At 62.4% G+C, this 24,526-nt stretch carries 17 protein-coding genes; 8 read left to right on the forward strand and 9 right to left on the reverse strand.

The window, feature by feature from the left end:
* Window positions 1-69 precede the first annotated feature (69 nt).
* Both J7E24_RS00405 and J7E24_RS00410 read left to right on the forward strand, forming a co-directional pair.
* Complete coding sequence (locus tag J7E24_RS00405) at window positions 70-2,130, forward strand: S9 family peptidase (protein ID WP_251046942.1); 2,061 nt, start codon at window positions 70-72, stop codon at window positions 2,128-2,130.
* A 167-nt stretch (window positions 2,131-2,297) separates the two neighbouring features.
* Window positions 2,298-4,862 carry an alpha-amylase family glycosyl hydrolase gene (locus J7E24_RS00410; RefSeq protein ID WP_215133988.1) on the forward strand — a complete coding sequence of 855 codons (2,565 nt, stop codon included), beginning with the start codon at window positions 2,298-2,300 and terminating at the stop codon, window positions 4,860-4,862.
* Window positions 4,863-5,095: 233 nt separating this feature from the next.
* Here J7E24_RS00410 and J7E24_RS00415 read toward each other — a convergent pair whose 3' ends face one another.
* Window positions 5,096-5,710 (reverse strand): fasciclin domain-containing protein, encoded by a 615-nt coding sequence (locus tag J7E24_RS00415; RefSeq protein WP_251046943.1) that lies wholly within the window; start codon window positions 5,708-5,710, stop codon window positions 5,096-5,098.
* A 193-nt stretch (window positions 5,711-5,903) separates the two neighbouring features.
* Between J7E24_RS00415 and J7E24_RS00420 the strand changes: the two genes are divergently transcribed.
* Window positions 5,904-7,400, forward strand: coding sequence for a M28 family peptidase (locus tag J7E24_RS00420; protein WP_215133991.1), 1,497 nt, complete (start codon window positions 5,904-5,906; stop codon window positions 7,398-7,400).
* Between the two features lie 170 nt (window positions 7,401-7,570).
* Here the strand turns inward: J7E24_RS00420 and J7E24_RS00425 are convergent, their stop codons facing one another.
* Window positions 7,571-9,745: an FUSC family membrane protein gene (locus J7E24_RS00425; RefSeq protein WP_215133993.1), complete on the reverse strand. Its 2,175-nt coding sequence runs from the start codon at window positions 9,743-9,745 to the stop codon at window positions 7,571-7,573.
* A 181-nt stretch (window positions 9,746-9,926) separates the two neighbouring features.
* Between J7E24_RS00425 and J7E24_RS00430 the strand changes: the two genes are divergently transcribed.
* Window positions 9,927-12,458, forward strand: a complete 2,532-nt coding sequence (locus tag J7E24_RS00430; protein WP_215133995.1) for a PAS domain-containing protein — start codon at window positions 9,927-9,929, stop codon at window positions 12,456-12,458.
* Between the two features lie 99 nt (window positions 12,459-12,557).
* On the forward strand, window positions 12,558-12,965 hold the full coding sequence (locus J7E24_RS00435) for a response regulator (RefSeq protein ID WP_215133997.1): 408 nt from the start codon (window positions 12,558-12,560) through the stop codon (window positions 12,963-12,965).
* A gap of 130 nt (window positions 12,966-13,095) precedes the next feature.
* Here J7E24_RS00435 and J7E24_RS00440 read toward each other — a convergent pair whose 3' ends face one another.
* Entirely contained in the window at window positions 13,096-15,111 is a 2,016-nt protein-coding gene (locus J7E24_RS00440; protein WP_215133999.1) for a MutS-related protein, read from the reverse strand.
* A gap of 159 nt (window positions 15,112-15,270) precedes the next feature.
* Here J7E24_RS00440 and J7E24_RS00445 point away from each other — a divergent pair, with 159 nt between their 5' ends.
* Together J7E24_RS00445 and J7E24_RS00450 are read left to right on the forward strand one after the other, a co-directional pair.
* Window positions 15,271-16,065: an energy transducer TonB gene (locus tag J7E24_RS00445; protein ID WP_215134001.1), complete on the forward strand. Its 795-nt coding sequence runs from the start codon at window positions 15,271-15,273 to the stop codon at window positions 16,063-16,065.
* A gap of 102 nt (window positions 16,066-16,167) precedes the next feature.
* Window positions 16,168-17,742 (forward strand): DNA integrity scanning protein DisA nucleotide-binding domain protein, encoded by a 1,575-nt coding sequence (locus tag J7E24_RS00450; protein ID WP_215134003.1) that lies wholly within the window; start codon window positions 16,168-16,170, stop codon window positions 17,740-17,742.
* A 131-nt stretch (window positions 17,743-17,873) separates the two neighbouring features.
* Here J7E24_RS00450 and J7E24_RS00455 read toward each other — a convergent pair whose 3' ends face one another.
* From J7E24_RS00455 to J7E24_RS00475, 5 genes are all read right to left on the reverse strand, one after another.
* On the reverse strand, window positions 17,874-18,389 hold the full coding sequence (locus J7E24_RS00455) for a DUF4442 domain-containing protein (RefSeq protein ID WP_215134005.1): 516 nt from the start codon (window positions 18,387-18,389) through the stop codon (window positions 17,874-17,876).
* A 131-nt stretch (window positions 18,390-18,520) separates the two neighbouring features.
* Window positions 18,521-19,078 (reverse strand): PPC domain-containing DNA-binding protein, encoded by a 558-nt coding sequence (locus J7E24_RS00460; protein WP_215134007.1) that lies wholly within the window; start codon window positions 19,076-19,078, stop codon window positions 18,521-18,523.
* An 89-nt stretch (window positions 19,079-19,167) separates the two neighbouring features.
* The gene (locus tag J7E24_RS00465) at window positions 19,168-20,421 is read right to left on the reverse strand and encodes a hypothetical protein (RefSeq protein ID WP_215134009.1); all 1,254 of its coding nucleotides are present in this window, start codon (window positions 20,419-20,421) and stop codon (window positions 19,168-19,170) included.
* A 3-nt stretch (window positions 20,422-20,424) separates the two neighbouring features.
* Window positions 20,425-21,198, reverse strand: a complete 774-nt coding sequence (locus J7E24_RS00470; protein ID WP_215134011.1) for a hypothetical protein — start codon at window positions 21,196-21,198, stop codon at window positions 20,425-20,427.
* A gap of 230 nt (window positions 21,199-21,428) precedes the next feature.
* Complete coding sequence (locus J7E24_RS00475; protein WP_176897051.1) at window positions 21,429-21,989, reverse strand: RNA polymerase sigma factor; 561 nt, start codon at window positions 21,987-21,989, stop codon at window positions 21,429-21,431.
* A 270-nt stretch (window positions 21,990-22,259) separates the two neighbouring features.
* Between J7E24_RS00475 and J7E24_RS00480 the strand changes: the two genes are divergently transcribed.
* Window positions 22,260-22,772, forward strand: a complete 513-nt coding sequence (locus J7E24_RS00480; protein WP_215134013.1) for a hypothetical protein — start codon at window positions 22,260-22,262, stop codon at window positions 22,770-22,772.
* An 86-nt stretch (window positions 22,773-22,858) separates the two neighbouring features.
* Here J7E24_RS00480 and J7E24_RS00485 read toward each other — a convergent pair whose 3' ends face one another.
* A complete protein-coding gene (locus J7E24_RS00485) occupies window positions 22,859-24,457 on the reverse strand; it encodes an aldehyde dehydrogenase family protein (protein ID WP_251046944.1) in 1,599 nt (532 codons plus the stop codon).
* Window positions 24,458-24,526: the final 69 nt, after the last annotated feature.

A 24,526-nucleotide genomic window follows, 5' to 3' on the forward strand; every position in this document is an offset into this window, starting at 1 on the left:
ACACCCCCCGCCCCTACCCGTACCCAAGTCTTGGTTATCTTGCCTGAAGTTCCACCCGTTACCCTGATGATGCACAAACCACTCATAACTGCCCTGCTCCTGCTACCCCTGGCGGCCGCGGCCCAGACTACCTACACACCCGAACTGCTGCTAAAACTTGGCCGCCTGGGCGAAATGCAGGTGTCGCCGGACCAGAAAACGGTGGCCTACACCGTTACGCGCTACTCACTGACGGATAACAAAGGCCAGTCGGATATCTGGGTGGTGCCTACTGCCGGCGGCGCGGCCCGGCAGCTTACCAATACGCCAGCCTCTTCGGAAAATTCGCTCAACTGGCTACCTGATGGCCGCTTGTCCTATTTGGGAAACGAAAGCGGCACCGACCGCCTGATGGTGATGTATGCCAATGGTACGGGCGCTGAGCCGTTGCGCAATCAGTTTTCGGAGGACGAAGATTTCAGCAATTTGAAATTCTCTCCCAAAGGAAATTTTGCGCTTTACACCCAGGATGTAAAGACGGGCAAATCGGTGCAGGACTGGTACCCCGACTTGCCCAAGGCCGACGCCAAAATCATCGACGACCTCAACTACCGCCACTGGAGCAGCTGGGACGACTATAAGGTGTCGCACGTTTTCTTCCAGCCTTTGGGCCGTGACTACAAGCCCACCAGTCTGGCCAAGGACATCATGGCCGGCGAGAAGTTCGACGCGCCGCTACAGCCCTTCGGCGGCTCTGAGCAGCTGGCCTTTTCGCCCGACGGCTACCAGCTGGCCTACACCTCGCGCAAACTCACGGGCAAGGCCGAGGCCGAAAGCACCAACTCCGACATCTACCTCTACGACATCCGCACGGGCCAGACCACGAACCTGAGCGAGGGCCTGGGCGGCTACGATACCGAGCCGGTTTTCTCGCCCGATGGCAACCAGGTGGCCTGGCTAAGCATGGCCACGCCCGGCTTCGAGTCGGACCGCAACAGCATTGTGGTGTATGATTTCAAGACCAAAAAGCGCCAGGACGTAACGACCGGCTCGGAGCAGGCGGCGGGCAACGTGCGCTGGAGCCCTGACGGCAAAACGCTGTATTTCGCCAGCGCGCTGGCCGGCACCCAGCAGATTTTCTCGGTGCCCGCCAAAGGTGGCAAGGTGAGGCAACTCACCAAGGGCGCTTTCAACTACAACGGCTTCGAGCTGGCGGGCAAGGACGCGGTTATCGTGAACAAAACCACCCAGGCCAGCCCCGCCGACCTCGTGCGGGTGGACCTGAAATCGGGCCGCGAAACGGTGCTCACCAACATCAACCAAGCCGAGCTGGCGGGCGTGAAAACCGGTAAGCTGGAGTCGCGGATGGTGACGACCACCGACGGCAAGCAGATGCAGGTGTACGTAACCTTTCCGCCCGATTTCGACCCCAGTAAGAAGTACCCGACCCTGCTCTACTGCCAGGGCGGCCCTCAGAGCCCGATTTCGCAGAGCTTTTCGTACCGCTGGAATTTCCAGCTGATGGCGGCCCAGGGCTACATTGTGGTGGCCCCCAACCGGCGCGGCCTGCCTGGCTTCGGCACCGAGTGGAACAACAGCATCTCGGGCGACTGGGGCGGCCAGCCCATCCGCGACTACCTCTCGGCCATTGATGCGGTGAGCCAGGAGCCCTACGTAGACAAGGACCGGCGCGGCTGCGTGGGCGCCAGCTACGGCGGCTATTCGGTGTACCAGCTAGCCGGCAAGCACGAGGGCCGCTTCAAGACGTTTATTGCCCACGCCGGCCTCTACAACCTCACCAGCTGGTACCCCAGCACCGAGGAAATGTTCTTCGCCAAGCACGACATCGGCGCCGCCCCTTGGGAAACGCCGCTCCACAAGAGCTACACCGCCTTCAACCCCCAGCAGTTCGCCCAGAACTGGGACACGCCCATCCTCGTCATCCACGGGGCCAAAGATTTCCGGGTGCCCGAGGGCCAGGGTATGGAGGCCTTCGGCACGGCCCAGCTGCGCGGTATCCCGAGCCGCTTCCTGTACTTCCCCAACGAGGGCCACTGGATTCAGAAGCCCCAGAACGCGGTGCTTTGGAACCGGGTGTTTTTTGAGTGGCTGGGCCGCACGCTGAAGCCTGAGGGGCAGGCGCAGCGGTAGGTTGCCCGATACCAATATGAACAGAAAGCCTGCCGACGGTTATGTGTCGGCGGGCTTTTTTTCGGCTGATTCGGAGAGGAACGGGCACTGGTAGCAGTTGGCAGCGTTGGGCAAGGCAACCCCGGGGCCGTATCTTAGTCCCTGGTTTTCCGTATTATTTCTGCTGCATGAAACAACTTGTACTTCTTCTGGCCCTGCTGACCGGGTCCTTGGGCCTCCGCGCCACTCCGCTTACGTTTCGGGTCGATATGCGCCAGCAGACCGTTCCGGCCACTGGGGTGCATGTGGCGGGCACGTTTCAGAAAGCAGCCGGCTACGCCGCCGACTGGAACCCGGCCAGCACCGCCCTCACCGACCCCGACGGGGACAAGGTGTACGAGCTGACGGTGAACGTACCGGCCGGCACCTACCGCTATAAGTTCATCAACGGCAACGGCTGGGGCGGCGCGGAGCCCGTGCCGGCCACCTGCGGCCAGGACGATGGCGGCGGCAACTACAACCGCATGGTAACGGTGGGCGCCGTAGCCCTGCGCCTGCCGGCCATTGCCTTCAACGGCTGCGCCACTCGCCTGCGTTTTGTAGTGAACATGCAGGGCCAGACGGTTTCGGCCGCCGGAGTGCATGTGGCCGGCAACTTCCAGGCCCTGGCCGGCTATGGCACCGACTGGGACCCGGCCGCCACCACGCTCACCGACGACAACGCCGACGGCGTGTACGAGGCCGAAGTGCAGCTGCCCGCTCCCGGCCGCTTCCAATACAAGTTCATCAATGGCGACACCTGGGCCGGAGCCGAAATCGTGCCGGCTGACTGCGGCCAGGATGATGGCAGCGGCAACCGCAACCGCACCGCCGAGGCCCTCCAGGACAGCAACGTGGTCGGGCCGGTGTGCTTCAGCAGCTGCGCCAGCTGCGGGGCTTCGCCCACCAACTATGCCACGCACTGGTGGAACGACGCCGTGTTTTACGAGGTATTCGTGCGCAGCTTCTACGACAGCAACGGCGACGGCAAAGGCGACTTTAAGGGCCTGATGCAGAAGCTCGACTACCTCAACGACGGCGACCCGGCCACCACCACCGACCTAGGCGTAACGGCCCTGTGGCTGATGCCCATGATGGAGTCGCCGAGCTACCACGGCTACGACGTGACCAACTACCAGGCCACCGAGCCCGATTACGGCACCATGGCCGAGTTTGAGGAATTCATGGCCGCTGCCCACGCCCGCGGCATCAAAGTGATTATCGACCTGGTGCTGAATCATTCCTCTGAACAGCACCCCTGGTTTACGCAGTCGGCCAGCAGCCCCGCCAGCCCCTACCGCGACTGGTACCGGTGGTCGGCCACCAACCCGGGCTACTCGGGGCCTTGGGGCCAGCAAACGGTATGGCACCCGCGCAATGGCAGTTACTACTACGGTATTTTCTGGAGCGGTATGCCCGACCTGAACTGGAACAACCCCAGTCTGAAAACAGCCATGTGGGACGCCACCCGTTTCTGGCTGAACAAAGGTGTGGACGGGTACCGCCTCGACGCCGTGAAGTACCTCGACGAAAACGGCCCGATCCTGGAAGATACGCCCGCCACCCTCGACCTGCTCCACGAGTTCAACGGCGTAGTGAAGCAGGCCAACGCCAATGCCTTCACTGTGGGCGAGGCCTGGTCGAGGACTCCGGCCGTGCTGCCCTACGTGACCAACAACCGGCTCGACGTATGCTTTGAATTTGATCTGGCCGACGCCATTGTGAACGGGGTCAATTCGGGCAACGCGGCCGGGTTGCGCAGTCAGCTGCAGCTGGTAGATGCTACTTATCCCAAGCTCCAGTACGCCACCTTCCTCACCAACCACGACCAGAACCGGGTGCTGGGCCAGCTCGGCGGCAACCTGGCCCGCATGAAGCAGGCGGCAGCCCTCTACCTTTCCATGCCCGGCGTACCGTTCCTGTACTACGGCGAGGAAGTGGGCCTGCTCGGCAGCGGAGTGGATGAGGAAAAGCGCAAGCCCATGCAGTGGACGGCCGGAACCAATGCCGGTTTCAGCACCGGCACGCCCTGGCGCAGCCTCAACCCCAACTACGCCCAGTTCAACGTGGCAACCCAGGCTGCCGACCCGGCTTCGCTGCTCAACCATTACAAGAAGCTGATTGCCCTGCGCACCACCCACGAAACGTTGCGCAAAGGCTATTTACTGCCCGTAACCACCACCGGTACCAGCCTGCTGAGCTACGCCCGGGTGTACGGCACGGAGGCCGTTGTAGTAGCCGCCAACCTGGGCGGCAGCGCCATCAGTCAGCCGAAGTTCATGCTCCCGCTCTCGTCGTTGCCGGCGGGTAGCTACCGGGTTACGGAGCTTTACTCGGGCCAGGCCGTGGGTACGCTCGTCCTCGATGCCCAGGGCGGTTTCAGCAACTGGCAACCCAGCACCACGCTGGGGGCCAACGAAACCTGGCTGTTGCACCTGACGCCCCAAACCGTTACCAGCACCCAGGCGGCTCAACAGCTTTCGGCCCAGCTTTACCCCAACCCGGCCCGCCAGCAGGCCCAGGTGGTAGTAGCCGACCCGGCCGGCCGCAGCACCGTTACCGTGTTCGACCTGCGCGGCCAGCTCCGCCAGCAGGCCACCTTCAGCGGCCCCCGCTACCAGCTCGACACCAGCTCCTGGCCCGCCGGCACCTACCTGGTGCGGGTGCAGTCGGGCAAGCGCACCACGGTGCAGCGGCTGGTAGTGGTGCCGTAGGCAGGCGGCCTGCTGAGGGCCAGTTTAGGGCTAAACGCAACGCCCATTTTCCATGCTGAAAACATAACAACCACTACTGAATAAAATCAAAGCGCCACCCTGTGACTCATCACAGGGTGGCGCTTTATTGTTGCTGTATGGCTCAGGAAACGACTGTAAACGTTCCCGCACCAATTACTATGCTACCTATGCAAGCTGGCAACATAAGTCAGCAGTTTAGTGAGCGTGGAAACTTACTGGGGCATCAATACCTGATTGATTACGTGCGTTACGCCATTGCTCGATTTTACATCGGCTTTCACCACCGTAGCACCGTTAATCATCACAGTACCACCGCTAACGCTTACTTTCAGCTTCTTGCCATCAACCGTAGTAATTTCCTGACCATCAGTCAAGTCGGCGGCCATTACGCTGCCGGGTACCACGTGGTACGTCAGGATGCCGGCCAGCTTCTCCTTGTTCTCAGGCTTCAGCAGGTCGTCGAGCGCGCCGGCGGGCAACGCATCAAATGCTTCGTTGGTAGGAGCAAATACTGTGAACGGACCACCACTGGTGGCTTTATCGGCGAGGCCGGAAGCTTTCAGGGCAGCGGCCAGGGTGCTCATCTGCGGCACGGCCATGGCATTTTCGGCCAGGTTTTTTCCGCTCGTGTCGTCCATGGCCATATCTGTCCCATCCGTTGCGGCTGGAGCCGTGGCCATATCCGTCGTTGCCATGTCCGTGCTAGTGGTATCGGTAGCGGCAGTATCGGCGGTGTTGGAACAGCTGGCGCTGCTGAATGCCAGGGCCGAGGCAACGAATACGGTGGCCAGGGTGCGGGCCGGGAAGTTGAGGGGTGTCATTTTCATGTGAAAGGGGCTAAGGTTTTGGTTTATAAGGTGTACAAAGCGGGACATAGGATATAATGTTTAAATAATTTTATTGCACTTAGTAGCCGAATAGTCGACAGCCCCAATTAGTTGTCCCAATTTTGCGCCCATACATCCTGCACGTATACCAAACCTGATACCCGCTTCTAAGTCCCATCACACCTGCGCATCCATGGCCCCACGCTTACCCATTTTGCTACTCACTGGTCTGCTACTGACGGCCACCGCCACATCGGCCCAGAAGGCCCGGCCGGCCCCGGCCAGCTCAGCCAGAAACGCCGATTCGGCTATAAAAGAGGCCGACCTCAGGCGCGACCTGTTTGCGTTGGCCGGCGACAAATACCGGGGCCGCGAAGGGGGTACGCTCGATGAGCTACGGGCCTCCAGCTGGCTGGCTGAGCAGATGCGGGCCATTGGTATGCAGCCCGCCGGCGACGATGGCACGTATTTTCAGTGGTTTAACCTGCGGCGCACCCGCCTCACGCCCGCCAGCATCCTGCGTATCGGGAGCCGAACGCTACGGCCGGGCCACGAAGCTGTGGTGGTAGCCCCCGTAAATGCCCAACTGAAGGCTAAACTGGTGTTCGTGGGCACAGGCACGCCGGCAGAAGTGGCCAAGGCCAAAATAAAAGGCAAAGCGGTAGCCGTACAGCTCTCGGGCGAGCCCACCAACGGCATCAGCTACCGCCGCTACCTGTTTGGCAAGCTGCGCGAGCAGGCCGCCGAACTGGCCCGGGCCGGGGCCGTGGCCGTGGTATTCGTGTCCGACGATAAGGCCCAGGCGATTTACGAGCACTGGAGCCACATTTTTGAGCGCGGCCGCTACGGCCTGCCCGCCGACGAGTCGTTGAAAATTGTGGGCGACCAGCTGCCGGTAGTATGGCTGCCGATGTCGGAGGCCGAGGCCCTCAGCAAGTCGGGCCAGGAGCTGGTGGCCGATTTACGGGCCGAAACGTTCCTGTATCCGTCGGTGAACATCGTGGCTAAGCAGCCCGGCACCGATGCGCAGCTCAGAAGCCAGCACGTTCTTTTCAGCACCCACCAGGACCACGACGGCGTGCGCGCCCCGGTGGCAGGCGACTCGATTTACAACGGCGCCGACGACAATGCCACCGGCTGCGCGGCCCTGCTGGCCGTTATGCGGGCCTTCAAGCAGCAGCCGGGCAAGCGGTCGGCGCTGTTTGTGTACCACGGGGCCGAAGAGCGCGGCCTGCTGGGCTCGCGCTATTTCTCCAACAAGCCCACCGTGCCCCGCGAGAGTATCGTGGCCGTGCTCAACGCCGAAATGATGGGCCGCAACGCCCCCGACTCGGCCGCGCTGCTGGGTTCCATCGCGCCGCACCTGAATTCCTCGGACCTCGTAAAAACCGCCCTCACTGCCAACCAAACCGGCCCCAGGTTCAAGCTGGACACCGAGTGGGACAAGGCCACGCACCCCGAGGGCTGGTATTTCCGCTCCGACCACCTGCCCTACGCCCGCCTGGGCATTCCGGCCGTTATGTTCACCTCGCTGCTGCACGCCGACTACCACACGCCCGACGATGAGCCGGCTACCATCGACTACGGCAAGCTGCGGCGCATGACGCAGTGGCTGTACCTCACTGGCTGGGCCGTGGCCAACCGCCCGGCGCCGCCCGCCCGCGAGCCGGGCTTCCGACTGGAGCGGTAGTAGCAGTAGCGGCCAATGAGGGAATAAAAGAGAACGTCATTCTGAGCATGTGGCGCATAGAGCCAGAGACGAAGAATCTCGCATGCCAAAGTAATCCGACTGTCAGGGGTTACTGATGCACGCGAGATTCTTCGTCTCTGGCTCTATGCGCCACATGCTCAGAATGACGTTCATTTTTTCGCATTCAATCCCCCCGCCACGGTTTCGGTTACCCGATTGATGTCGCCGCTGAGCTTCTGGATAAACTCCAGCTGCTCGCCGAGCTGGGCATCTTCGGTGTCGGGCGTGGGGGCGGGCGGCGGCGTGAGGGCCTGGGGCTCTTCGGGTAGGTTGGCCTCGCCGAGACGGAGCAGGCCGCGCCGCAGCTGCTGCTGCGCCTGGCGCAGGGCCTTGAGGTCGGCGGCCGATAGCGTGGGCCGGATTTCGCCGGCCAGCAGGGCCGAGGTAATGGCCGCCACGTTGGCCGCCAGAATGTGGTTGAGCACTACGAACTCGTGCACCTCGGCCGGATGGCGCTGCTTGGTGCGGGGTTCAGAAAGCATGCGCTGAAAGGCCGCGCCCAGGTTGGCCGACGTCACGTACACTTCCTTGCGGGCCAGCTTGTAGTCGAGCAGGGCTACGGGCGAGCCTTGCAAAGCCTGCTGCAACGTGCGCAGGTACTCCAGGTTGGCCCGCAGCACCGGCCGCAAAAAGCCCTGCAGCTGCTCCGACTCCCAGCGCGGAAACAGCAGGTAGCCCACCGCAAAGGCAATGCCGCAGCCCAGTACCGTATCGAAAATACGCTCCTGCACCACCCGCACGTACCCTTCGCCCATAAAGCTGAACAGAATGAGCACGAAGGGCGTCATGAAAACAACGGTAATCAGGTAGTTGAGCCGGGCAAAGCTGAACGACACGATCATGAAGCCCACCATCAGGGCCAGCAATACCAGCCGGTCCGAAATCAGCCAGAGCATCAGGGCCCCCAGTATTCCGCCGAGCAGCGTGCCTAGTATGCGTTGGGCGTTGCGCTGCTTGGTCAGGCTGAAGGCGGGCTTGAGCATGTAGGTTATCGTCATCAGCACCCAGTAGCCGTGGTAGCCGGCCAGCATTTCGGTGATGATGAAGCCGATGAGGGAGGCCACGAGCATGCGGAGCGCGTGCCGGAAAATACCCGAGCGCATGGTGAGCTGGCCCGTAAGCTGGCGGGGCGTAAACTGCTGGTGGGCCACAAACCGGTCGAGCTCCAGGCCGGTTGCCCCATTGGCTTGCAGGGTGAGCAGAGGCGCGGCGGCTTCGGCAAAGTACCCCTGCATGCTCTGCAGGCGGGTTGTGAGGTTGCGCAGGTTTACCAGAATTTTGCGCAGCGGCAGCACCGAGCCAGTCTGGGCGGGGGTGGCTTCGAAGGCATCGAGGCGGGCTTTAAGCTGGTTGAGGCCGGCCAGCAGATCGGGGCGGGCGGGGCGGTAGGTGTAGTTGCCCTGAATGGCGAAACCCACCCGCTCCAGCTCGGCGGCCAGCGCGTCAATTTCGCTGGCAAAGGCATCGAGCAGGCCACTGGCTTCAAAGCGCCGGTGGAGCTCGGCGTAGTCGTAGCTCGTGATGGTTACCTGCTCGTAAAGGTCTACCAGATCCACGAACGTGAGCACCAGCCGGCGGCCGGTGTCGGACGATTCGCTGACCAGCTGGCGGGTTTTAAACAGCAGCTCGCGCACCCCGTCCTGTTTTTCACTTACGCGCACCTGCTGGGCCACCAGGTGGCGGTAGGCCTGCTCCAGGTTGGTGCCGCTGTGGTAAAACCCGGCCTTCAGGCGCAGGAAACCCGCCACTGCCAGCACGGCCTCGCCCAGCGCCTGCTGGGCCTCGCGGTAGGGCCGCAGCCGGCTGAGGGCCAGCGCCAATGCCAGGTACCACACCCCGCCCGCCACCACCAGGCCCGCATTGCTGAGCACCTGGCTGGGCGGCAGCGGCTTGTCGAGCATCAATATCATCACCAGCAAGCCGGCCGTACCCACGGCCCCGGCCCGGTTGCCATACACGAGCAGCATCGTAAGCCAGAAGCTGGCGGCCACCACCAGCGCCCCTAGCAGCCACGGATACGGCTGCACCAACCCCGTCAGTAGGGCCATCAGGCCCGTGAGGGCTACCGCCGCCAGCCCGCCATTGCGTTTGTGCAGCGGCGGGCCGGGCGTATCGGTCAGGCTCACGCACAACGCCCCCACCGACATGGCCACCCCGGTTTCGAGCCGCCCGAGCAGCCCCAGCACCAGACCCGGCACCAGTATGGCCAGCGTGGTGCGCAGGCCATCGGAGAACTCCTGGCTCGAAAAAAAGTAGCGCAGCTGGCGGACGTAGTGAGCGGACATGCGCGGCGGCAGACAGGGGTTGGAAAGCAGGCAGCGGGCTACGGCGCGGCCGTTTGGGTGCAAGTTGCAACGCCCGGCTCATATTCTGCCCCGGTGGCGGTTGTAATCTGGTGGCGGGCCGGTATCTTCGTTGCCCCACTTTTGTTTAGTTTGATTTTCAGCCCAACTTATGCGAGATGAGATGCGGCCGATACTACCAGCGGATGCTCCGGCTCCTGATGCATTGTTGAATACGCTGCTGGAAGTATCGCAGACGGGCGTGATGCTGCTGCGCCCGATTTACGAGGCGGGAGGCAGCATCATCGATTTTGAGCTGGAATACCTCAATCCGGCCGCCCAGCGCCTGCTCGGGCAGCCCGAGCATCCGGCCCACACCCTGCTTAGCATTTACCCGCACGCGGGCTTCGCTACGGGTGTTTTTGCCTTCTACCGCGACACGTTTGAGTCAGGTGTCAGCCGGCAGGAGCACTTCAACTACCAGTACGACGGCATCGACGGCTACTTTCGGGTGGTGGCCCGGGCCCAGGGGCCGCTGCTGGTTGTGAGCATTGCCGACGATAATGACACCCCGCGCACGGCCATGCAGGAAGCGTTACGCCGCAGCCAGCAGGCCGAGCAGCAGGCCCGCGCCGCCGCCGAAACCGAGCGCAACCTGCTGCAGGCCATCATCACGCAGGCCACCGTGGCTATTGGCTTGTTTCAGGGCGACGAATGCACGGTAACTGCCGCCAACGACCTGATATGCGCTATCTGGAGTTATCCTAAAGGAGAGGTGTTAGGGCGGCCATTGCTAGAAGCCGTGCCCGAACTGGTAGGGCAGGGCTTCGACGACCTGGTGCGCGAAGTAGCCCGCACCAAGCAGCCCTACATCGGGGAAGAAATGCCGGCCCAACTACGCCAGCCCAATGGTCGGGTAGAGACACGCTACTTCAACTTTGCTTTTCAGCCTCTTTACGGCCCTACCAACGAGGTGATAGGCGTGGTGGATATTGCCGTAGACGTGACCGAACAGGTGTTGGCACGCCGGCAGGTACAGGAGCTAAATGAGCAACTGCAACAGCTCAATACCGAGCTGGAGGGCCGGGTGCAGCAGCGCACTGCCGAGGTGCAGCAGGCGCTGGCCGAGGCCGAGCACCAGCGCGGCCAGGCCCGGCTGCAGCAGGAACTATTGAGCCAGATTCTGGGTCAGGTGCCGGCCATCATCGTCACGTTCAGTGGCCCCGACCACCGCTTTACCTTCTTCAACGAGCACTACCAAACCCTGGCGGGCGGGCGGGCAGTACTGGGCCGGCCCTGGGCCGAATGCATCCCCGAAGCAGTATTGCAGGGCCTGGCAGCTATGGCAGATGGGGTGTACAACACCGGCCAGCCGCTTATTACCCGCGAAACGCCCGCCGAACTGGTCCACGAACCCGGCCGGAGCCGCTACTTCGATATTACGGCTCAGCCCCTGCTCGACGCGCAGCAGCAGGTGCGGGGCGTGCAGGTGTTTGCCATGGATGTAACCGAGCGGGTGCTGGCCCGGACGGAGCGCGAAACCCGCCAGCGCGAGCTACAAACCATTTTTGAGCAGGTGCCGGTGCCTATCACCATTCTGCAGGGCCCTCAGCTAGAAGTGCAGCTGGCCAACCGGGCCATTTGCGAACTGTGGGGCCGCAGCCCGGCTCAGGTACTGGGCCGGCCCTACTTCGAGGCCGTACCCGCCACTGCGGGCCAGGGATTCGAGGAGATTCTGGCGGGGGTAATGCAAACCGGCGAAACTTTTTTTATAGATGAGCAGCCCGTCCAACTCGACCGCGCTCATACTGGTCTGCCGCCCCTGGGGTACTTCAATTTTGCTTTCCAGGCCCTGCGCGATGCAACCGGCACCTTCAACGGCCTGGTGGCCATCGGAACGGAGGTAACCGACCAGGTACTGGCCCGCCAGCAGGTGCAGCAGCTGAATGACCAGCTGGCCGCCATCAATGAGGAAATGCAGGCTACCAACCAGCAGCTGGCCGATACCAACCACCGCCTCAGCCGCACCAACGCCGACCTCGATACGTTCGTGTATTCTGCCTCGCACGACCTTAAATCGCCCATTACCAACGTAGAGGGGCTGCTGCTGGCCCTGCGCGAACACCTGCCGCCAGAAGCCTATAAGTACGAGCACGTACCGCAGCTGCTGGCCATGATGGAGGACGCCGTAGCCCGTTTCCAGCAAACACTCCTCCACCTCACCGATGTGTCGCGGCTCCAGCAGAACACCACCAACCAGCCGCCCGAAGCCGTAGACCTGCCTTCGCTGGTAGAAGCCGTGCGCCTCGATATGGCCCCCGAGCTGGAAGCCGCCGGTGCCACGCTGGAAACGGAGCTCGACGGCTGTCCCACCGTCAAGTTTTCGGCCAAAAACCTGCGCTCTGTAGTGTATAACCTGCTTAGCAATGCCATTAAGTACCGCACGCCCCAGCGCCCGCCGCATGTACGGCTGCACTGCCGACACGTGGGCCAACACGTGGTGCTGGAAGTACACGACAATGGTTTGGGGCTGAGTGAAGCGCAGTGCCGGGAACTGTTCCAGCTGTTCCGCCGGCTGCACAACCACGTACCGGGCTCGGGTGTGGGCCTGTACATGATAAATAAGATAGTGGAGAATGCCGGCGGCAGTATTGAGGTGCGTAGCGAGCTGGGCGTAGGCACCACCTTTACCGTGTTTTTACCCGCCACCGAGTAGCTTCTCTACCCGTTCGTTGGGCTACGGCGCCCGACAGAACAGACAACTAGCCGTAACAATCCACCTTTAGTCAGCAGCACGAAACCCATTACTAACTGTATGCAAAAACTACCAAGTGTTCTGCTGATTGATGATGACCAGACCAACAACTTTCTCAACGAGCTGCTACTTAAAAAGCTGGATGTAACCGAGCGCGTGCTCGTGGCCGAAAGCGGCACCGACGCGCTGAGCCTGTTGGCCCATAACGCCCCCGATGCGCCCGACCTCATTTTGCTTGATGTAAACATGCCCGGCATGAGCGGCATTCAGTTTCTGGAGGCTTACCAGCAGCTACCCACCGACCAGCGGGGTGCCACCATCATCGTGATGCTCACGACTACCATGGACGCCCACGATCTGGGCCGCCTCGACGAACTCTCGATTGCCGGTTTAGTCAGCAAGCCCCTCACAAAGGAAAAAGTTGATCATCTGCTGCAGCTGCATTTCCAGCGGCAGCTGGGTAGTTAACCCAAGTTACGGAGCAGGTCTGTCGGCACGCTGTAGGGGCGGGGCTTAGCTTCGCCCCTACAGCATGTCAGCACCCGTTCTGCACCTTAAGCCAGTTAGACTACCGCGCTGTCCTTAGGTTTCCTTTCCGTCAGTCCTCCCCCACCTCAATGCCCATTAGGCGCATGAGCTGGCTGGCGTTGAAGGAGCGGCACATGCCGGGCGTGAGGTGGTAGTCGAAGCGCAGGGTGCCGTTGGGGTTGAGGTAGGAGTTGAAGCTGACGTTGCGCACGTGCGCAGGCAGGTCGGTTTCGAGGGCGGCCAGCTCCAGGTCGTGGGTGCTGATGAGGCCGCTGGCAGCCCGCTCGCGCAGCTGGAACACCAGCGCCCGCGCGCCCCGGTGCCGGTCGGCCGAGTTGGTTCCCTTCAGAATTTCATCGAGCAGGTAGAAAACGGGAAGTTCGGTTGACCGTTGTGCGTTGGCCGTTGGCAGGTCGTTGGCTGATGCAGTAGCAGTAACAGCAGTAGGTTCGCCAGTATCCGCAGCCACCGACACCACCCCGTTGTCAGTTCTTACTTCTTCCCTTTTCGTTTTCAACTCCTGCCCTTCCGTCATATCCAGCAGCAGGCGCAGGCGCTTGAGCTCGGCGTAGAACGAGGAGGTGCTTTCGGCCAGATTGTCGTGGCTGCGCATGGCGGTGAACACCTGCGCGGGGCCGCAGCGGAACGCGCCGGCCGCTACCACCGCACCGGCCTGGGCCAGCACCAGATTCAGGCCCACGGTGCGCAAAAACGTGCTTTTGCCCGCCATATTCGAGCCCGTTACAATCACCGTCTGACCGGTACCGGCCGTGCTGAAGTCGTTGCGCACGCCTTCGCCGCCGAACAGCAGCGGGTGGCCCAGCGCGGTGGCCTCCACCGTCAGGGCCGGGGCCGAGAGGTCGGGGGTAGCGAAGGCAGGGTTAGCAGCCCGGAAGGCGGCCAGGCTCACCAGCGCATCCAGCTCGGCAGCCGCTTCGAGCAGCGGCTCCAGGCCCCCACTAATCCGCCGCTTCCAGCGCTCCAGCTGCCAGATGCCCCATAAGTCCCAAAGCAGCAGCGTGTTCAACCCACCGGCTACGGCCGGGTTCTGGCGGGCCGAAAACCAACCGGCAATGTTGCTCAGGCGTTTCAGCAGCCGGGCGGCGGCGGTGTTGCCGGTGTCGTGCAGGGTGCGGTGCAGCCGCTGCAGCGCCGGGCTCTGCCAGGTGCCGGCCTCGAAATGGGCCAGCTGGTCGTGGGCGGCACGCAGCGCGTCGCGCATGGTGGTGGCGTGCGCGTAGTAGCGGGCCCGCACCTGCCCGAAAGCGCCATTGAGTACCACGGCCGGCAACAACAGCAACAGCCACTGCATGCCGTAGCCACCGAGCATCAGCCCCACGCCCGCCAGGCTAAGCAGCGGCACCAGCCCCAGCAGCGGCAGCACCCAGCCACGGCCCACAAAAAAGTCGGGCTCGCGCAGCCAGCCGGCAAACTGGCGCGGGTCGGTTTCCTGGCGCGGATAGTGGCGGGCGCGAGCCTGCCACTCCTGCTGCCAGCCCACTTCGGGGGCCAGCTCGGCGGCGGCCTGCTGCCGCTCCCGTACGGTTTCGGGTGGCGCCGGAGTCAGCAGCCAGCCCGCCAGCCAGTCCTGCCCCAACCGCGAGGTGCTGCGGTTGAGCAGCTGAAACAACGAGTGGTCGCCAAACACGTCGAGGTCGGCAGCGTAGGGGTGCTGGGCATCGAGGTAGCGGCGGCCGGGGTCGAAACCGGCCAGCTCGCCGGCCAGCCGGGCCAGCTCGTCCTGATTGAGCCGGGCCAGCAGCCGATGATGCTCGCGGCGGTAGCCCACGGCATCGTGCCAGCGCACCAGCCCGATAAACACCAGGTAGGCACCAAATCCCAGCCCCAGCGCGGCCGCCGTCTGGCCCGCGCTCAGCAGCATCCATAAGCCTGCCAGCGCCGCCCCAAACACGGCCAGCCGTACCAGCGCCACGGCCCGGTGCCGGCCGGCAAAATGGGTTTCCTGCGCCGTATGGCGGGTCAGGTTCTCTTGAAAAAGGGTGGTGGGGTTGGCAGGTAGCGGGCGGTAATCGGACACGTTGGCGGGGTGCTTGGAAGGTGGGGGCGGCGACAAAGATACTCTCATCCCGAACGGTGCGAAAGGAGGCATACTCGTACGCAGCTCCTCCCGCTCTACCGGCCCTACTCCTCTTCTGAGGCTCCTTCTCGTCTAAATTCCGAACTTGAAGGGCGGCGGGTACGGTTGTTGTGCCGGGCCGGCCGCATCTCGCCCCGCTTTACTTCTATGAAACAGCCTTTTCGTCAAGTTTTACTGAGCGCCCTACTGAGCGCCGCTGCCCTGGCCCCTGCTTTCGCGCAGCAGAAGCTCAAGTACCCCAAAGCGCCGGCCGCTAACGCCATTTACGACGCCGTGGAAAAACCCGCGCTGCCCGCCGGCGGCGTTGCGGCCTTTGCGCAGTACCTGGCCGACAACCAGCAGTACCCCACTGCCGCGCTGCAGGCCGGTGCTCAGGGCACCGTTACGGTTACGTTTGTGGTAGAAAAAACCGGCTCGCTTGGCGAGGTTGCTGTTACCCAACCCGGCAACGCCCTGCTCGACGCCGAGGCCGTGCGCCTCATTAAAGCTGCCCCCCGCTGGACGCCTGCCCGGCACCGCGGCGGTATCGTGCGCCAGCGCCAGACGGTGCCCGTTACGTTCCAGATTCCGGGCGAAGCAGGCGCGGCGGCTACTACCCCGGCTCCGGCCGGCGCGGCCGACGGCGGCGGCACCCAAGTGGTAACGGCCGACCGACCGGCGCGGCCGGTGGGTGGCACCGAGGCGTTTTTCGAATGGATTCAGACCAACCAGAAATACCCACCTTTGGCGCTGCAGCGCAAAATTGATGGCAAGGTGCTGATGGAATTTATCATTGAAAAGGACGGTTCGCTCACCGACATCAAGCCCATCAAACGCCTGGGCTCGGGGCTCGACGAGGAGGCCGTTCGGCTGCTGAAGGCGGCCCCCAAGTGGGAGCCGGCTCTGTACAAGGGCCAGCCGATAAAGCAAAAGATGGTATTGCCGGTTGTATTCTCTTTATAAGCCCAACCGTTCTTGAGTTGTCGGTTGTCAGTTGCCAGTTGCTAGGCTGTTCAACCACTAGCAACTGGCAACTGACAACCGACAACTAGTTATCCACTCCCCATGCTGTCTCCGTTGCCGCTGCTTTCTGCCCCGCCTGTTGCCTTCGGCACGCCTCTGCCCCTGCCCACCAGCCACCCCATCTGGCCCTACCAGGCGCGGTTCCGGCAGGCGGCCCAAACGGTAGCCAACGGCCTGTTCGATGCCCTCGACGAAGACCTCGACCCGTACGTGTATCTGCTGGCGCTGCCCCTGACGGCGGCCGGCCGAAGCCACAACGACCTGTACGCAGCGGCCGAGTTCGAGCCCGCCGATTCGGCAGTATCGGCCCACCATTTTGCGCGGGTGCTGGAGCGGGGCCAGGCCCTGCAACTGGCCCACAACTGGGAATTTACCACCGACCCCGACGTGGAGAGTGAGGACATGCAGCGCCGCAAGCAGTTTGGCCGGGGCGTGCGCCTGGCCGTGCAGGAGGTGCTCGACGAGCTCGACGCCGCCGACAAGCGGCTGTCGTTTGCCGGCTGGCCCGCCCAGATTGGCTCATTTGCGGTAATGCCCGTGCTGCGGCTCAACCGCAAGGTGTACAACAGCTACCCATCGTTGCAGCCCAACCGTTTTTATACCGACGGGCGCCAGCTGCCACACTCGCTTATTCAGGCGGCCATTCTGCGCTTCAACGAAGACTGCATTAAGTCGCTGACCGAGCCGGAACCTGGCTCCGGCCTGCTCATCCGCCCCCGCGACACCGACGAGATTATCCGCTCGGCGGGCAAGCTATTTATGGATACGCCGGCCCAGGATATGGGCATGAACCCCGCGGCCACCAAGCTGTTCGCCACCTGCAACACTATCTCGTCGTTGCGTTATGAGGGGGCCGAGGGCGTGGGCAAGCTGCTGCTGGCCCGCCGCGGCCACCCCAACTTGGCCGAAGTATTCGCCCTCACCTGCCCCACTCCGCTCACCGATTACCGGGCCGTGCGCAAGCTGCTCGAAATGACGACGTCTGACGTGAGCCTGCTGGCCGACGGCGAGAACGTGTACGCGCTGGGCCGGCAAATCGGCCAGTACGATGCCGCCCGCGAGGATTTGTTCGTTATCAGCTTCGTCAACCACTACGCCTGGGAATTTCAGCACGGCGGGCAGGTGCTCATGCGCGCCCACTATGGCCACCCCAGCCTGCCCCGCGCCCGCCTCAACCGCACCAAATTCCGCCGCGACCTACGCCGCACGTTCCAGCTCACCGACTCGGCTAAAGTGGAAAAGCTCTGGGACGTGGTGCTCGAAGCCAGCCGCCAGAAACACGGCACGCTACTCGTCATCACCACCGAGGCCCTGGCCGAAGCCGACCGCCTCAAGCTGCAATGCACCCTCATCGAGCCCGTCCCGCTCACCCCACTCATCACCCGCCTCGTCACAGCCATCGATGGGGCCGTGCTGCTCGACCCGGACGCGTACTGCTACTCCATCGGCGTGATTCTGGATGGCAAGGCCACCGGCCGCGGCACCAGCACCCGCGGCGCCCGCTACAACTCGGCCATCCGCTACGTCGAAAGCAGCCCCTACCCCTGCCTGGCCATTGTAGTGAGCGAGGATGGCCTGATGGACGTCATTACCAAGGACAGTACGCTTGATGAGTAGATTTTGGCGGGGAACGTCATTCAGAGCGCAGCGAAGAATCTCGCGTGAGTCGTTACAACGGTTGTTGTTCAACAATTCACGCGAGATTCCTCGCTACGCTCTGAATGACGTTCTTTTTTAAGCCAAAAAAATCACCGCTTCGCCCGAAACGACCACGTAATCCGGAAGGTCGCTACCGTGTCGCCGGCTTCGTCGGTGCCGGTGCTGGTGGCCAGCACGGTGCGGCCCTCGCCGGTGGCGCGGCTTTCGGCAATGGCCCGGCCGATGGCCGCCCCATCGGGGCAGGTGAAGCGGATAAGACCCACTGCTTTCTTCGTAAAATCGGCCTCCAGGCCCACTACCAGCATGGAGACTGGCGCGCCGCTCTGCACGTGCATCATGGCCAGCAGGCCGCTGGCCATTTCGGCCGCCATGCTCAGGCAGGCGAAGTAGATGCTCCGAAACGGATTCTGGGTCAGATACTTGTAGGGCACCGTGATGGTGCATTGCTCCGGCCGAACTTCCGCCACGCGCAGGCCGGCCAGGTAGGCCATTGGCAGCTTGCGCAGCATAAACAGCTTCAGCTTGAGCGGGTTGCTGATGTCGCGGCGGAATTTTTCGAGGCGGGCAGTATCGGGCGCGGCAACGGAAGCGGGTTGGCTGGGCATAGCGGGCGGGTTTTCCACAAGAAACGCAATTTGCTCGTCATGCCGAGTAAATGGGCCATAACCACCCGCTCGCACAGCGGCTGGCAAACAACTATCCTCCAAGTAGCTGCGGCTTCTGGCAGCTGGAGAAGCTACTTTCGGCGTTTTTTGACTGGGGCTGGCTGCTGGCCGGGCGCTCCGGCCGGAGCCGCCGTGGCGGGCCGCACCACCAGTTCCTGGTAGCCAAAGGTGGGGTCGGTTTCGCGCCGGAAATCCAGGGCCGGCAGTTCGCCGATTACCAATTCGGCGGTGGTATAGATGCTGTTGCCATCGAGCAGGTGTCCGCCCAGCGTGCGGCCCGTAGAGTCGGCCACTGAGAGGTGCAAGTGGCTGCCATTGACGGAGAGCGTACCAACCAGCGACACGATTTCGAAATGGCCCTGGTACACCGTGGGTCCCTCCTGATTGGCCAGCCGGAGCGTGGCAGTTGTCAGGCTACCTACGCCGGTGAGGATGCAGGCCGCCCGCAGATTATGGGCCTGCGCGAAGGCCAGCAGCTCGCGCCGCAAATCCTGCCCCGGCTTCAGCCGCAAGGCATACGTGCGCAAAGGCGAGGCAATGGCGGCATCGGTAGCAGGCATAGCAGGAATGGTTTGGGCAGCGGCCGGAGCAGTTATCAGCAGCAGCGCCGCGAGCAGCAGACGGGGCATGGAGGAAAACGTAATCAGCAGATTCGTCATCCTTGGTCTGGCTGTCGCCTGCGAAGGCTGTCGCTTAGTGTCACTGCCTGTTCCCCAGCTCACCTGTTGAAGCTGACGTTGCCGTAACGAACCTTGATATTCACGTTGCTGGCACTGCGGGCCGAAGCGGTACCAAACGTGCCCTGCGTGTCGGTGGTAGTGGGGCCGGATTCGGCCGAGGCTACTTTTACCAGGCGCTTATCGACCAGCAACTGGCCATGCTCGGTATTTACATCGAATCCAAAGGCGGCGCCGTCGGGGAAGTTGAGCAGAATGGTGCTGTAGCCGCCATCTAAGGTAATCTGACGGAAGTTGGGGCCGGTGTTGCGCACCTCGAAGCTGGGGCTGTACTGTACCTTCATATTGAGCGCACTGTTGAGCTTATCGACGCTGAAGCGCGAGTAGCCCGAGGTACCGCGCAGGTTCTGGACGGTGCCCAGGGCTACGTCGCCGTATTTGCTGTGCATGGTCAGGTCGCTTACCAGCCCAACATCAATATCGGAGTAGTTGCTGCGCAGTTCCACGCTGCCGCCTTCGGTGAGGCGCACTTTGGCGTACGAGGCATCGATGACGGCCCGGCGGGCGAAGGCTACGGCAGCACGGGCGTTGGTTAGCTTGAGGCTGTTGCGCGGTCCTTCGAGGCGGGCTGTACGTAGGCGGCCGTACTCCACGGCCAGCTCTGTAGCCCCGGTCAGGTCGCCGGTCAGGCTAATCTCGCCGAAGGCATTGTGCAGGGCCAGCGGGTTGTTGGCGGGCACCCACACGGTGTAGTTCACCTCATAGAGCTTCACCTGACTGCGGCACCCGCGGGGCAGCTCGCCAAAGCGGGAGCGGGCCGAAATGCCGCCCGTTTTGGGGTCGCGGGCCAACAGTTCCACCTCAATCATGGCCTGTAGCTCCTGCGCCTTCTCATCGGTTTCGGCCCGGGTGATGATGGTGACATCGGTGCGAATTTCGGGTCGGTTCCACACATTTACCTCCACCCGGCCGTAGCGGGTGTCGAGGGTGTAGAGCTTGGTAGGACTGGTCGGAAACGTGCGGCTCAGCGTCCGGACTTTCTCAACGGCTGGCACGGCAGCACCGTCGGTCTGCGCGGGCCCCTGGTCGGAGCCCTGGGCGGTGCTCGCGCGCGGTACCAACGCGCCCGACTGGCCAGCCAGGGCGGCGGCGGCCGGCTCGCAGAAATGGACGTCGGCGGAGCCGGACGGAGCCAGTACCTGCGCCTGAGCAGTGCTCAGGGCCAGACTCAGCAATGCCGTCAGCGCCAGCCCAAACTGGCTGGCCCTGTCGTTAATCATCCGAAACCAATGCATCCGTTAGGGTAAACGGCGGCTATCAGCCACCATGTAGGGTTGAGAGTGGTACTCGCGCATCTGCTCGCGGGTGCGCAGCTGCTGACCCAACAAATCGAGCCGGATCTGCATGTTGCGGTTCATGGCCTCCAGCACCATTTCGGGTTCGGGGTTCTGGTAAAGCTCTGTCTTCAACTGCTGGTAAGCCATATCGAGGGCCCCCAGCTCCTGCTGCCAGTCGGCCTGCGGGGCCTCCGCGCCAAACTCCTCATCGGTCAGGCGCAACTCCTGCTGGCGCTCGGTTAGCTGAGTGGCATAGTACGTTTCCATACGCTGCACGGCGCTGGCCAGGCGCTGCTCGGGGCCTACCGAAGCTGGTGAGGACAGCTGGGGCACGGTATAGGGCGGCAACTCGGCCTCGGGTCCGGCGGGCAGCGCCGCCGTAGCGGCCGTACGCGTCCAGCGGCTGGCCTGGGGCTGCTGCCAGGCCCAGGTACCCAACAGGAGCAGGGTAGCTACGGCGGCAGCAATACCGTAGGGCCGGGCCGAGCGCACAGCAGCAGCCGTAGCCGTAGCCGTAGCCGTGGCAGCAGGTGTTACTGCGGCAGGAACAGCTTGATGCGGAAACAGAGCCAGCACCCGGGCAGGTGCCGTTTCAGGTTGCGGCTCGGGGGCGGCAGAAGCCGCGTCCAGGTCCTGGGCAATGGAGTCCCATAGGTCCAGGCGCGGCTCAAACGCGTCGAAATCAGCGCGATTTTGGTCCACGAAGGTTTCCAGTCCGGGGTTATTGATATGCATGGCGAATTGAGTGGCGGAATCGGGCGGCTGGTCGGGCGAGGGGTGAGCCAGCGCCGCACGATGTTGTATGTGCTGGATGTTTGAGCGTGTGGGCGATAAAGTAATCCATGAAGAGGCGGGCAATGTGCCGCAGACGCGCCGCCTAGTTGCGTAGCCGTCAACGAACCAAAATCGGGAGAAGCTACCGGCCAGTTTGCAACTTTTCAGTAAGCAATTCCCTTCTCCGCTTATCAAAGTCCGTGTTGCCGGGCCAGTTCGAGGAGCTTCTTACGGGCCCGGCTGTATTGTGATTTAGAAGTGGATTCGCTGATGTTGAGAATACCGGCAATTTCGGCGTGGTCGTAGCCTTCGAGCAGGTAGAGCGTGAGCACTACGCGGTAGCCGTCGGGCAGGTCCTGTACGCAGCGGCGCACTACATCGGCCCGCCAGCTGGTTATTTCCGGCTCGGGACCGTAGTCGGTGGCTTCGGCGGCGGCATCGTGCTGCTCGCCCAGCGGCACCAAACTCAGGCGCCGGTTGCGCAGGCAGTTGATGCTTTTATTGATGACGATACGCTTCAGCCAGGAGCCAAACGACGAGTCGCCTTTATAGCTGTGCAGCTCCCGAAACGCGCTCAGAAACGCTTCCTGCAGCACATCTTCGGCCTCGGCATAGTCGCCGGTGATGCGCAACGAAGCGTTGAACATGGCCTTGGCGTAGCGCTTGTAGATTTCGGCCTGGGCGCGCCGGTCGCCCAAGCGGCACCGCTCGACCAGCGGCGCGTTGATGTCGGTGTAAGCAAAAGCTTCCATAGGAGGTGGCAGCAGTAACGAAACAAAAGAGTGGGAAAGTAAATATCCCACTTTCCGGGCGAACCGACACGCGCCGGCAGTTAAGTAGCACAAAGACCAACAGCCCGGCCGGTAGTTGCACTCAGTAAGTAAGACAGCAGCCGATTCCGGATTGTTCACTAACCAACAGCAGTTGTCGGACACTGCCTCATTTGTTGAACTCAGGTTATCGTGCAACATCCCGAAGCACTACCTTCGAATGGTTTTAGACCTTATCGTCCATTCTGTTCTATGAAGCGCTTTTACTCTTTGCCCGTGCTGTTCCTCAGCGCCACCCTGCTTTCTGCCTGCGAAAAAGTCAACTTCGGTGACGACGGCGGCATCACCGAAGTTGACAATCAGGGTCGTTCCACCGGCCATGTCGATAAGTCGGACTGGGGCTCTGACGCCACCTGGAAAAAGCCGGAGTTGGACTTGTTCAAAAGCCTGGACCTCGACCTGAACGGTACCCAGCAAGGCGGAGTCCGCAACATTGCTTTGTATCCTAACCCAGTAGCAACTCAAGCTGCCTTTCGCATCGGGCAGACTGGCAGCGCCACTCAATTCGCTTGGGTTGTAGTAGACCGGAAGTACAAGGTGGTGATGAATTTTGTAAAGGACGTACGCGTTTCAGGCAATGTCAGTGAGTACATATTTGACTTCAGTTCCCTTAAAAAAGGGGAAACTTACCGCATGTACTACGTTTTCTACACCGGCACCAACTTGGTCAGTAAAGGGCACGGAGACATCAAAATGCTCGACTAGCCTCGGCCGGATTCCTGGACCATTAAACGCCAAACGGCCCGCCCGGTAAAACCGAGCGGGCCGTTTGCGTAAGACCAAAGCAGCAGTTACACGTCGAACTTTATGCCCTGGGCCAGCGGCAACGTGGTGCTGTAGTTGATGGTGTTGGTCTGGCGGCGCATGTACACCTTCCAGGCGTCGGAGCCGGATTCGCGGCCGCCGCCGGTTTCTTTCTCGCCCCCGAACGCGCCGCCAATTTCGGCGCCGCTCGTGCCGATGTTCACGTTGGCAATGCCGCAGTCGGAGCCGGCCTGGCTGAGGAAGGCCTCAGCCTCGCGCATATTCAGCGTGAAGATGCTCGACGACAAACCCTGGCGCACGCCGTTCTGCAGGTCGATGGCGTTGGTTACCTCGCCGCTGTACTTAATCAGGTACAAAATAGGCGCGAAGGTCTCGTCCTGTACCGTGGCGTACTCGTTCTTCGCCTCCACAATGGCGGGCGTTACATAGGTGCCGGTTTCGTAACCTTCGCCTTCGAGCACTTCGCCACCGATGAGCAGCGTGCCACCTTCACTTTGCACGGCCTTCAAGGCTTTCTGGAAGCCAACTACCGAATCCTTGTCAATCAGCGGGCCGACCAGCGTGCCCTCCTGGAGTGGGTGGCCGATGGGCAGGTTGGGGTAAATTTTGAGCAGGCGCGCCTTCACGTCGTCGTAAATCGAATCGTGGATGATGAGGCGGCGCGTGCTGGTGCAGCGCTGCCCGCAGGTACCCACGGCCCCGAACACGATGCCCGGCAGGGCAATGCTCAGGTCGGCGTGCTCGGTGAGGATGATGGCGTTGTTGCCGCCCAACTCCAGCAGCGACTTGCCCAAGCGGGCACCCACGGCCTCCCCTACTTTCTTGCCCATGCGGGTGCTGCCGGTGGCCGACACCAACGGTACGCGCTCATCGGCGGCCATTTTGGCCCCGATTTCAGCGTCGCCAATAATCAGGTTGAAAATGCCCTCGGGCAGCTCGTTTTCTTCGAGCACGCTCTTGATGATATGCTGAATAGCCACGCCGGTAAGCGGAGTTTTCTCGGAGGGCTTCCAGATGCAGGTGTCGCCACAAACGGCGGCCAGCATGGCGTTCCAGCTCCACACGGCCACCGGGAAGTTGAAGGCCGAGATGATGCCCACCACGCCCAGCGGGTGGTACTGCTCGTACATGCGGTGGGCGGGCCGCTCCGAGTGCATGGTCAGGCCGTGCAGTTGGCGCGAGAGGCCCACGGCAAAGTCGCAAATGTCAATCATTTCCTGCACTTCGCCGAGGCCTTCCTGCAGGATTTTGCCCATCTCGTAGCTCACCAGCTTGCCCAGATCATCCTTGTGGTCGCGGAGCTTGTTGCCAATCTGGCGCACGATTTCGCCACGCTTGGGAGCCGGCACCAGCCGCCAGGTTTTAAAGGCCTCCTGGGCTTTTGTTACTACCTGCTCGTAATCTTCGGCGGTAGCCATGGCTACGGTGCCTATTACCTTACCGTCGGCGGGCGAGTGGATGGTGCGCGTGTTCTGGTTGTCGGTGCCGCCCCACTGCAGGCCGGTGCTCCAGGCGGCGTTGTGGGCCTGTACGCCCAGCGCGCGCAGCACCTGCCGGATGCCGTGGTGGTCGTGGTCCTGAACGTCGGTGCCGGTGGCAACTGCTTCTTCTAGTGCTTGCTTCATGGGAAAGGAAATAGGGGTGGGATGAGAATTTCAGAAGTAACGGGCAGCCGGAGCAGCCTCTTACAAAGC

Source organism: Hymenobacter sp. ISL-91, from assembly GCF_018613725.1.
In the GTDB taxonomy this organism is placed as follows: Bacteria; Bacteroidota; Bacteroidia; order Cytophagales; family Hymenobacteraceae; genus Hymenobacter.

Excerpts from the sequence above, each read along its gene's own strand:
- J7E24_RS00405 (WP_251046942.1), top strand. The coding sequence starts at position 70 with ATGCACAAACCACTCATAACTGCCCTGCTCCTGCTACCCCTGGCGGCC.
- J7E24_RS00480 (WP_215134013.1), top strand. The coding sequence starts at position 22,260 with ATGAAGCGCTTTTACTCTTTGCCCGTGCTGTTCCTCAGCGCCACCCTG.
- J7E24_RS00470 (WP_215134011.1), bottom strand. The coding sequence starts at position 21,198 with ATGCATATCAATAACCCCGGACTGGAAACCTTCGTGGACCAAAATCGC.
- J7E24_RS00485 (WP_251046944.1), bottom strand. The coding sequence starts at position 24,457 with ATGAAGCAAGCACTAGAAGAAGCAGTTGCCACCGGCACCGACGTTCAG.
- J7E24_RS00445 (WP_215134001.1), top strand. The coding sequence starts at position 15,271 with ATGAAACAGCCTTTTCGTCAAGTTTTACTGAGCGCCCTACTGAGCGCC.
- J7E24_RS00475 (WP_176897051.1), bottom strand. The coding sequence starts at position 21,989 with ATGGAAGCTTTTGCTTACACCGACATCAACGCGCCGCTGGTCGAGCGG.
- J7E24_RS00415 (WP_251046943.1), bottom strand. The coding sequence starts at position 5,710 with ATGAAAATGACACCCCTCAACTTCCCGGCCCGCACCCTGGCCACCGTA.
- J7E24_RS00465 (WP_215134009.1), bottom strand. The coding sequence starts at position 20,421 with ATGCATTGGTTTCGGATGATTAACGACAGGGCCAGCCAGTTTGGGCTG.
- J7E24_RS00435 (WP_215133997.1), top strand. The coding sequence starts at position 12,558 with ATGCAAAAACTACCAAGTGTTCTGCTGATTGATGATGACCAGACCAAC.
- J7E24_RS00460 (WP_215134007.1), bottom strand. The coding sequence starts at position 19,078 with ATGCCCCGTCTGCTGCTCGCGGCGCTGCTGCTGATAACTGCTCCGGCC.
- J7E24_RS00410 (WP_215133988.1), top strand. The coding sequence starts at position 2,298 with ATGAAACAACTTGTACTTCTTCTGGCCCTGCTGACCGGGTCCTTGGGC.
- J7E24_RS00425 (WP_215133993.1), bottom strand. The coding sequence starts at position 9,745 with ATGTCCGCTCACTACGTCCGCCAGCTGCGCTACTTTTTTTCGAGCCAG.
- J7E24_RS00455 (WP_215134005.1), bottom strand. The coding sequence starts at position 18,389 with ATGCCCAGCCAACCCGCTTCCGTTGCCGCGCCCGATACTGCCCGCCTC.
- J7E24_RS00440 (WP_215133999.1), bottom strand. The coding sequence starts at position 15,111 with ATGAGAGTATCTTTGTCGCCGCCCCCACCTTCCAAGCACCCCGCCAAC.
- J7E24_RS00450 (WP_215134003.1), top strand. The coding sequence starts at position 16,168 with ATGCTGTCTCCGTTGCCGCTGCTTTCTGCCCCGCCTGTTGCCTTCGGC.
- J7E24_RS00420 (WP_215133991.1), top strand. The coding sequence starts at position 5,904 with ATGGCCCCACGCTTACCCATTTTGCTACTCACTGGTCTGCTACTGACG.
- J7E24_RS00430 (WP_215133995.1), top strand. The coding sequence starts at position 9,927 with ATGCGGCCGATACTACCAGCGGATGCTCCGGCTCCTGATGCATTGTTG.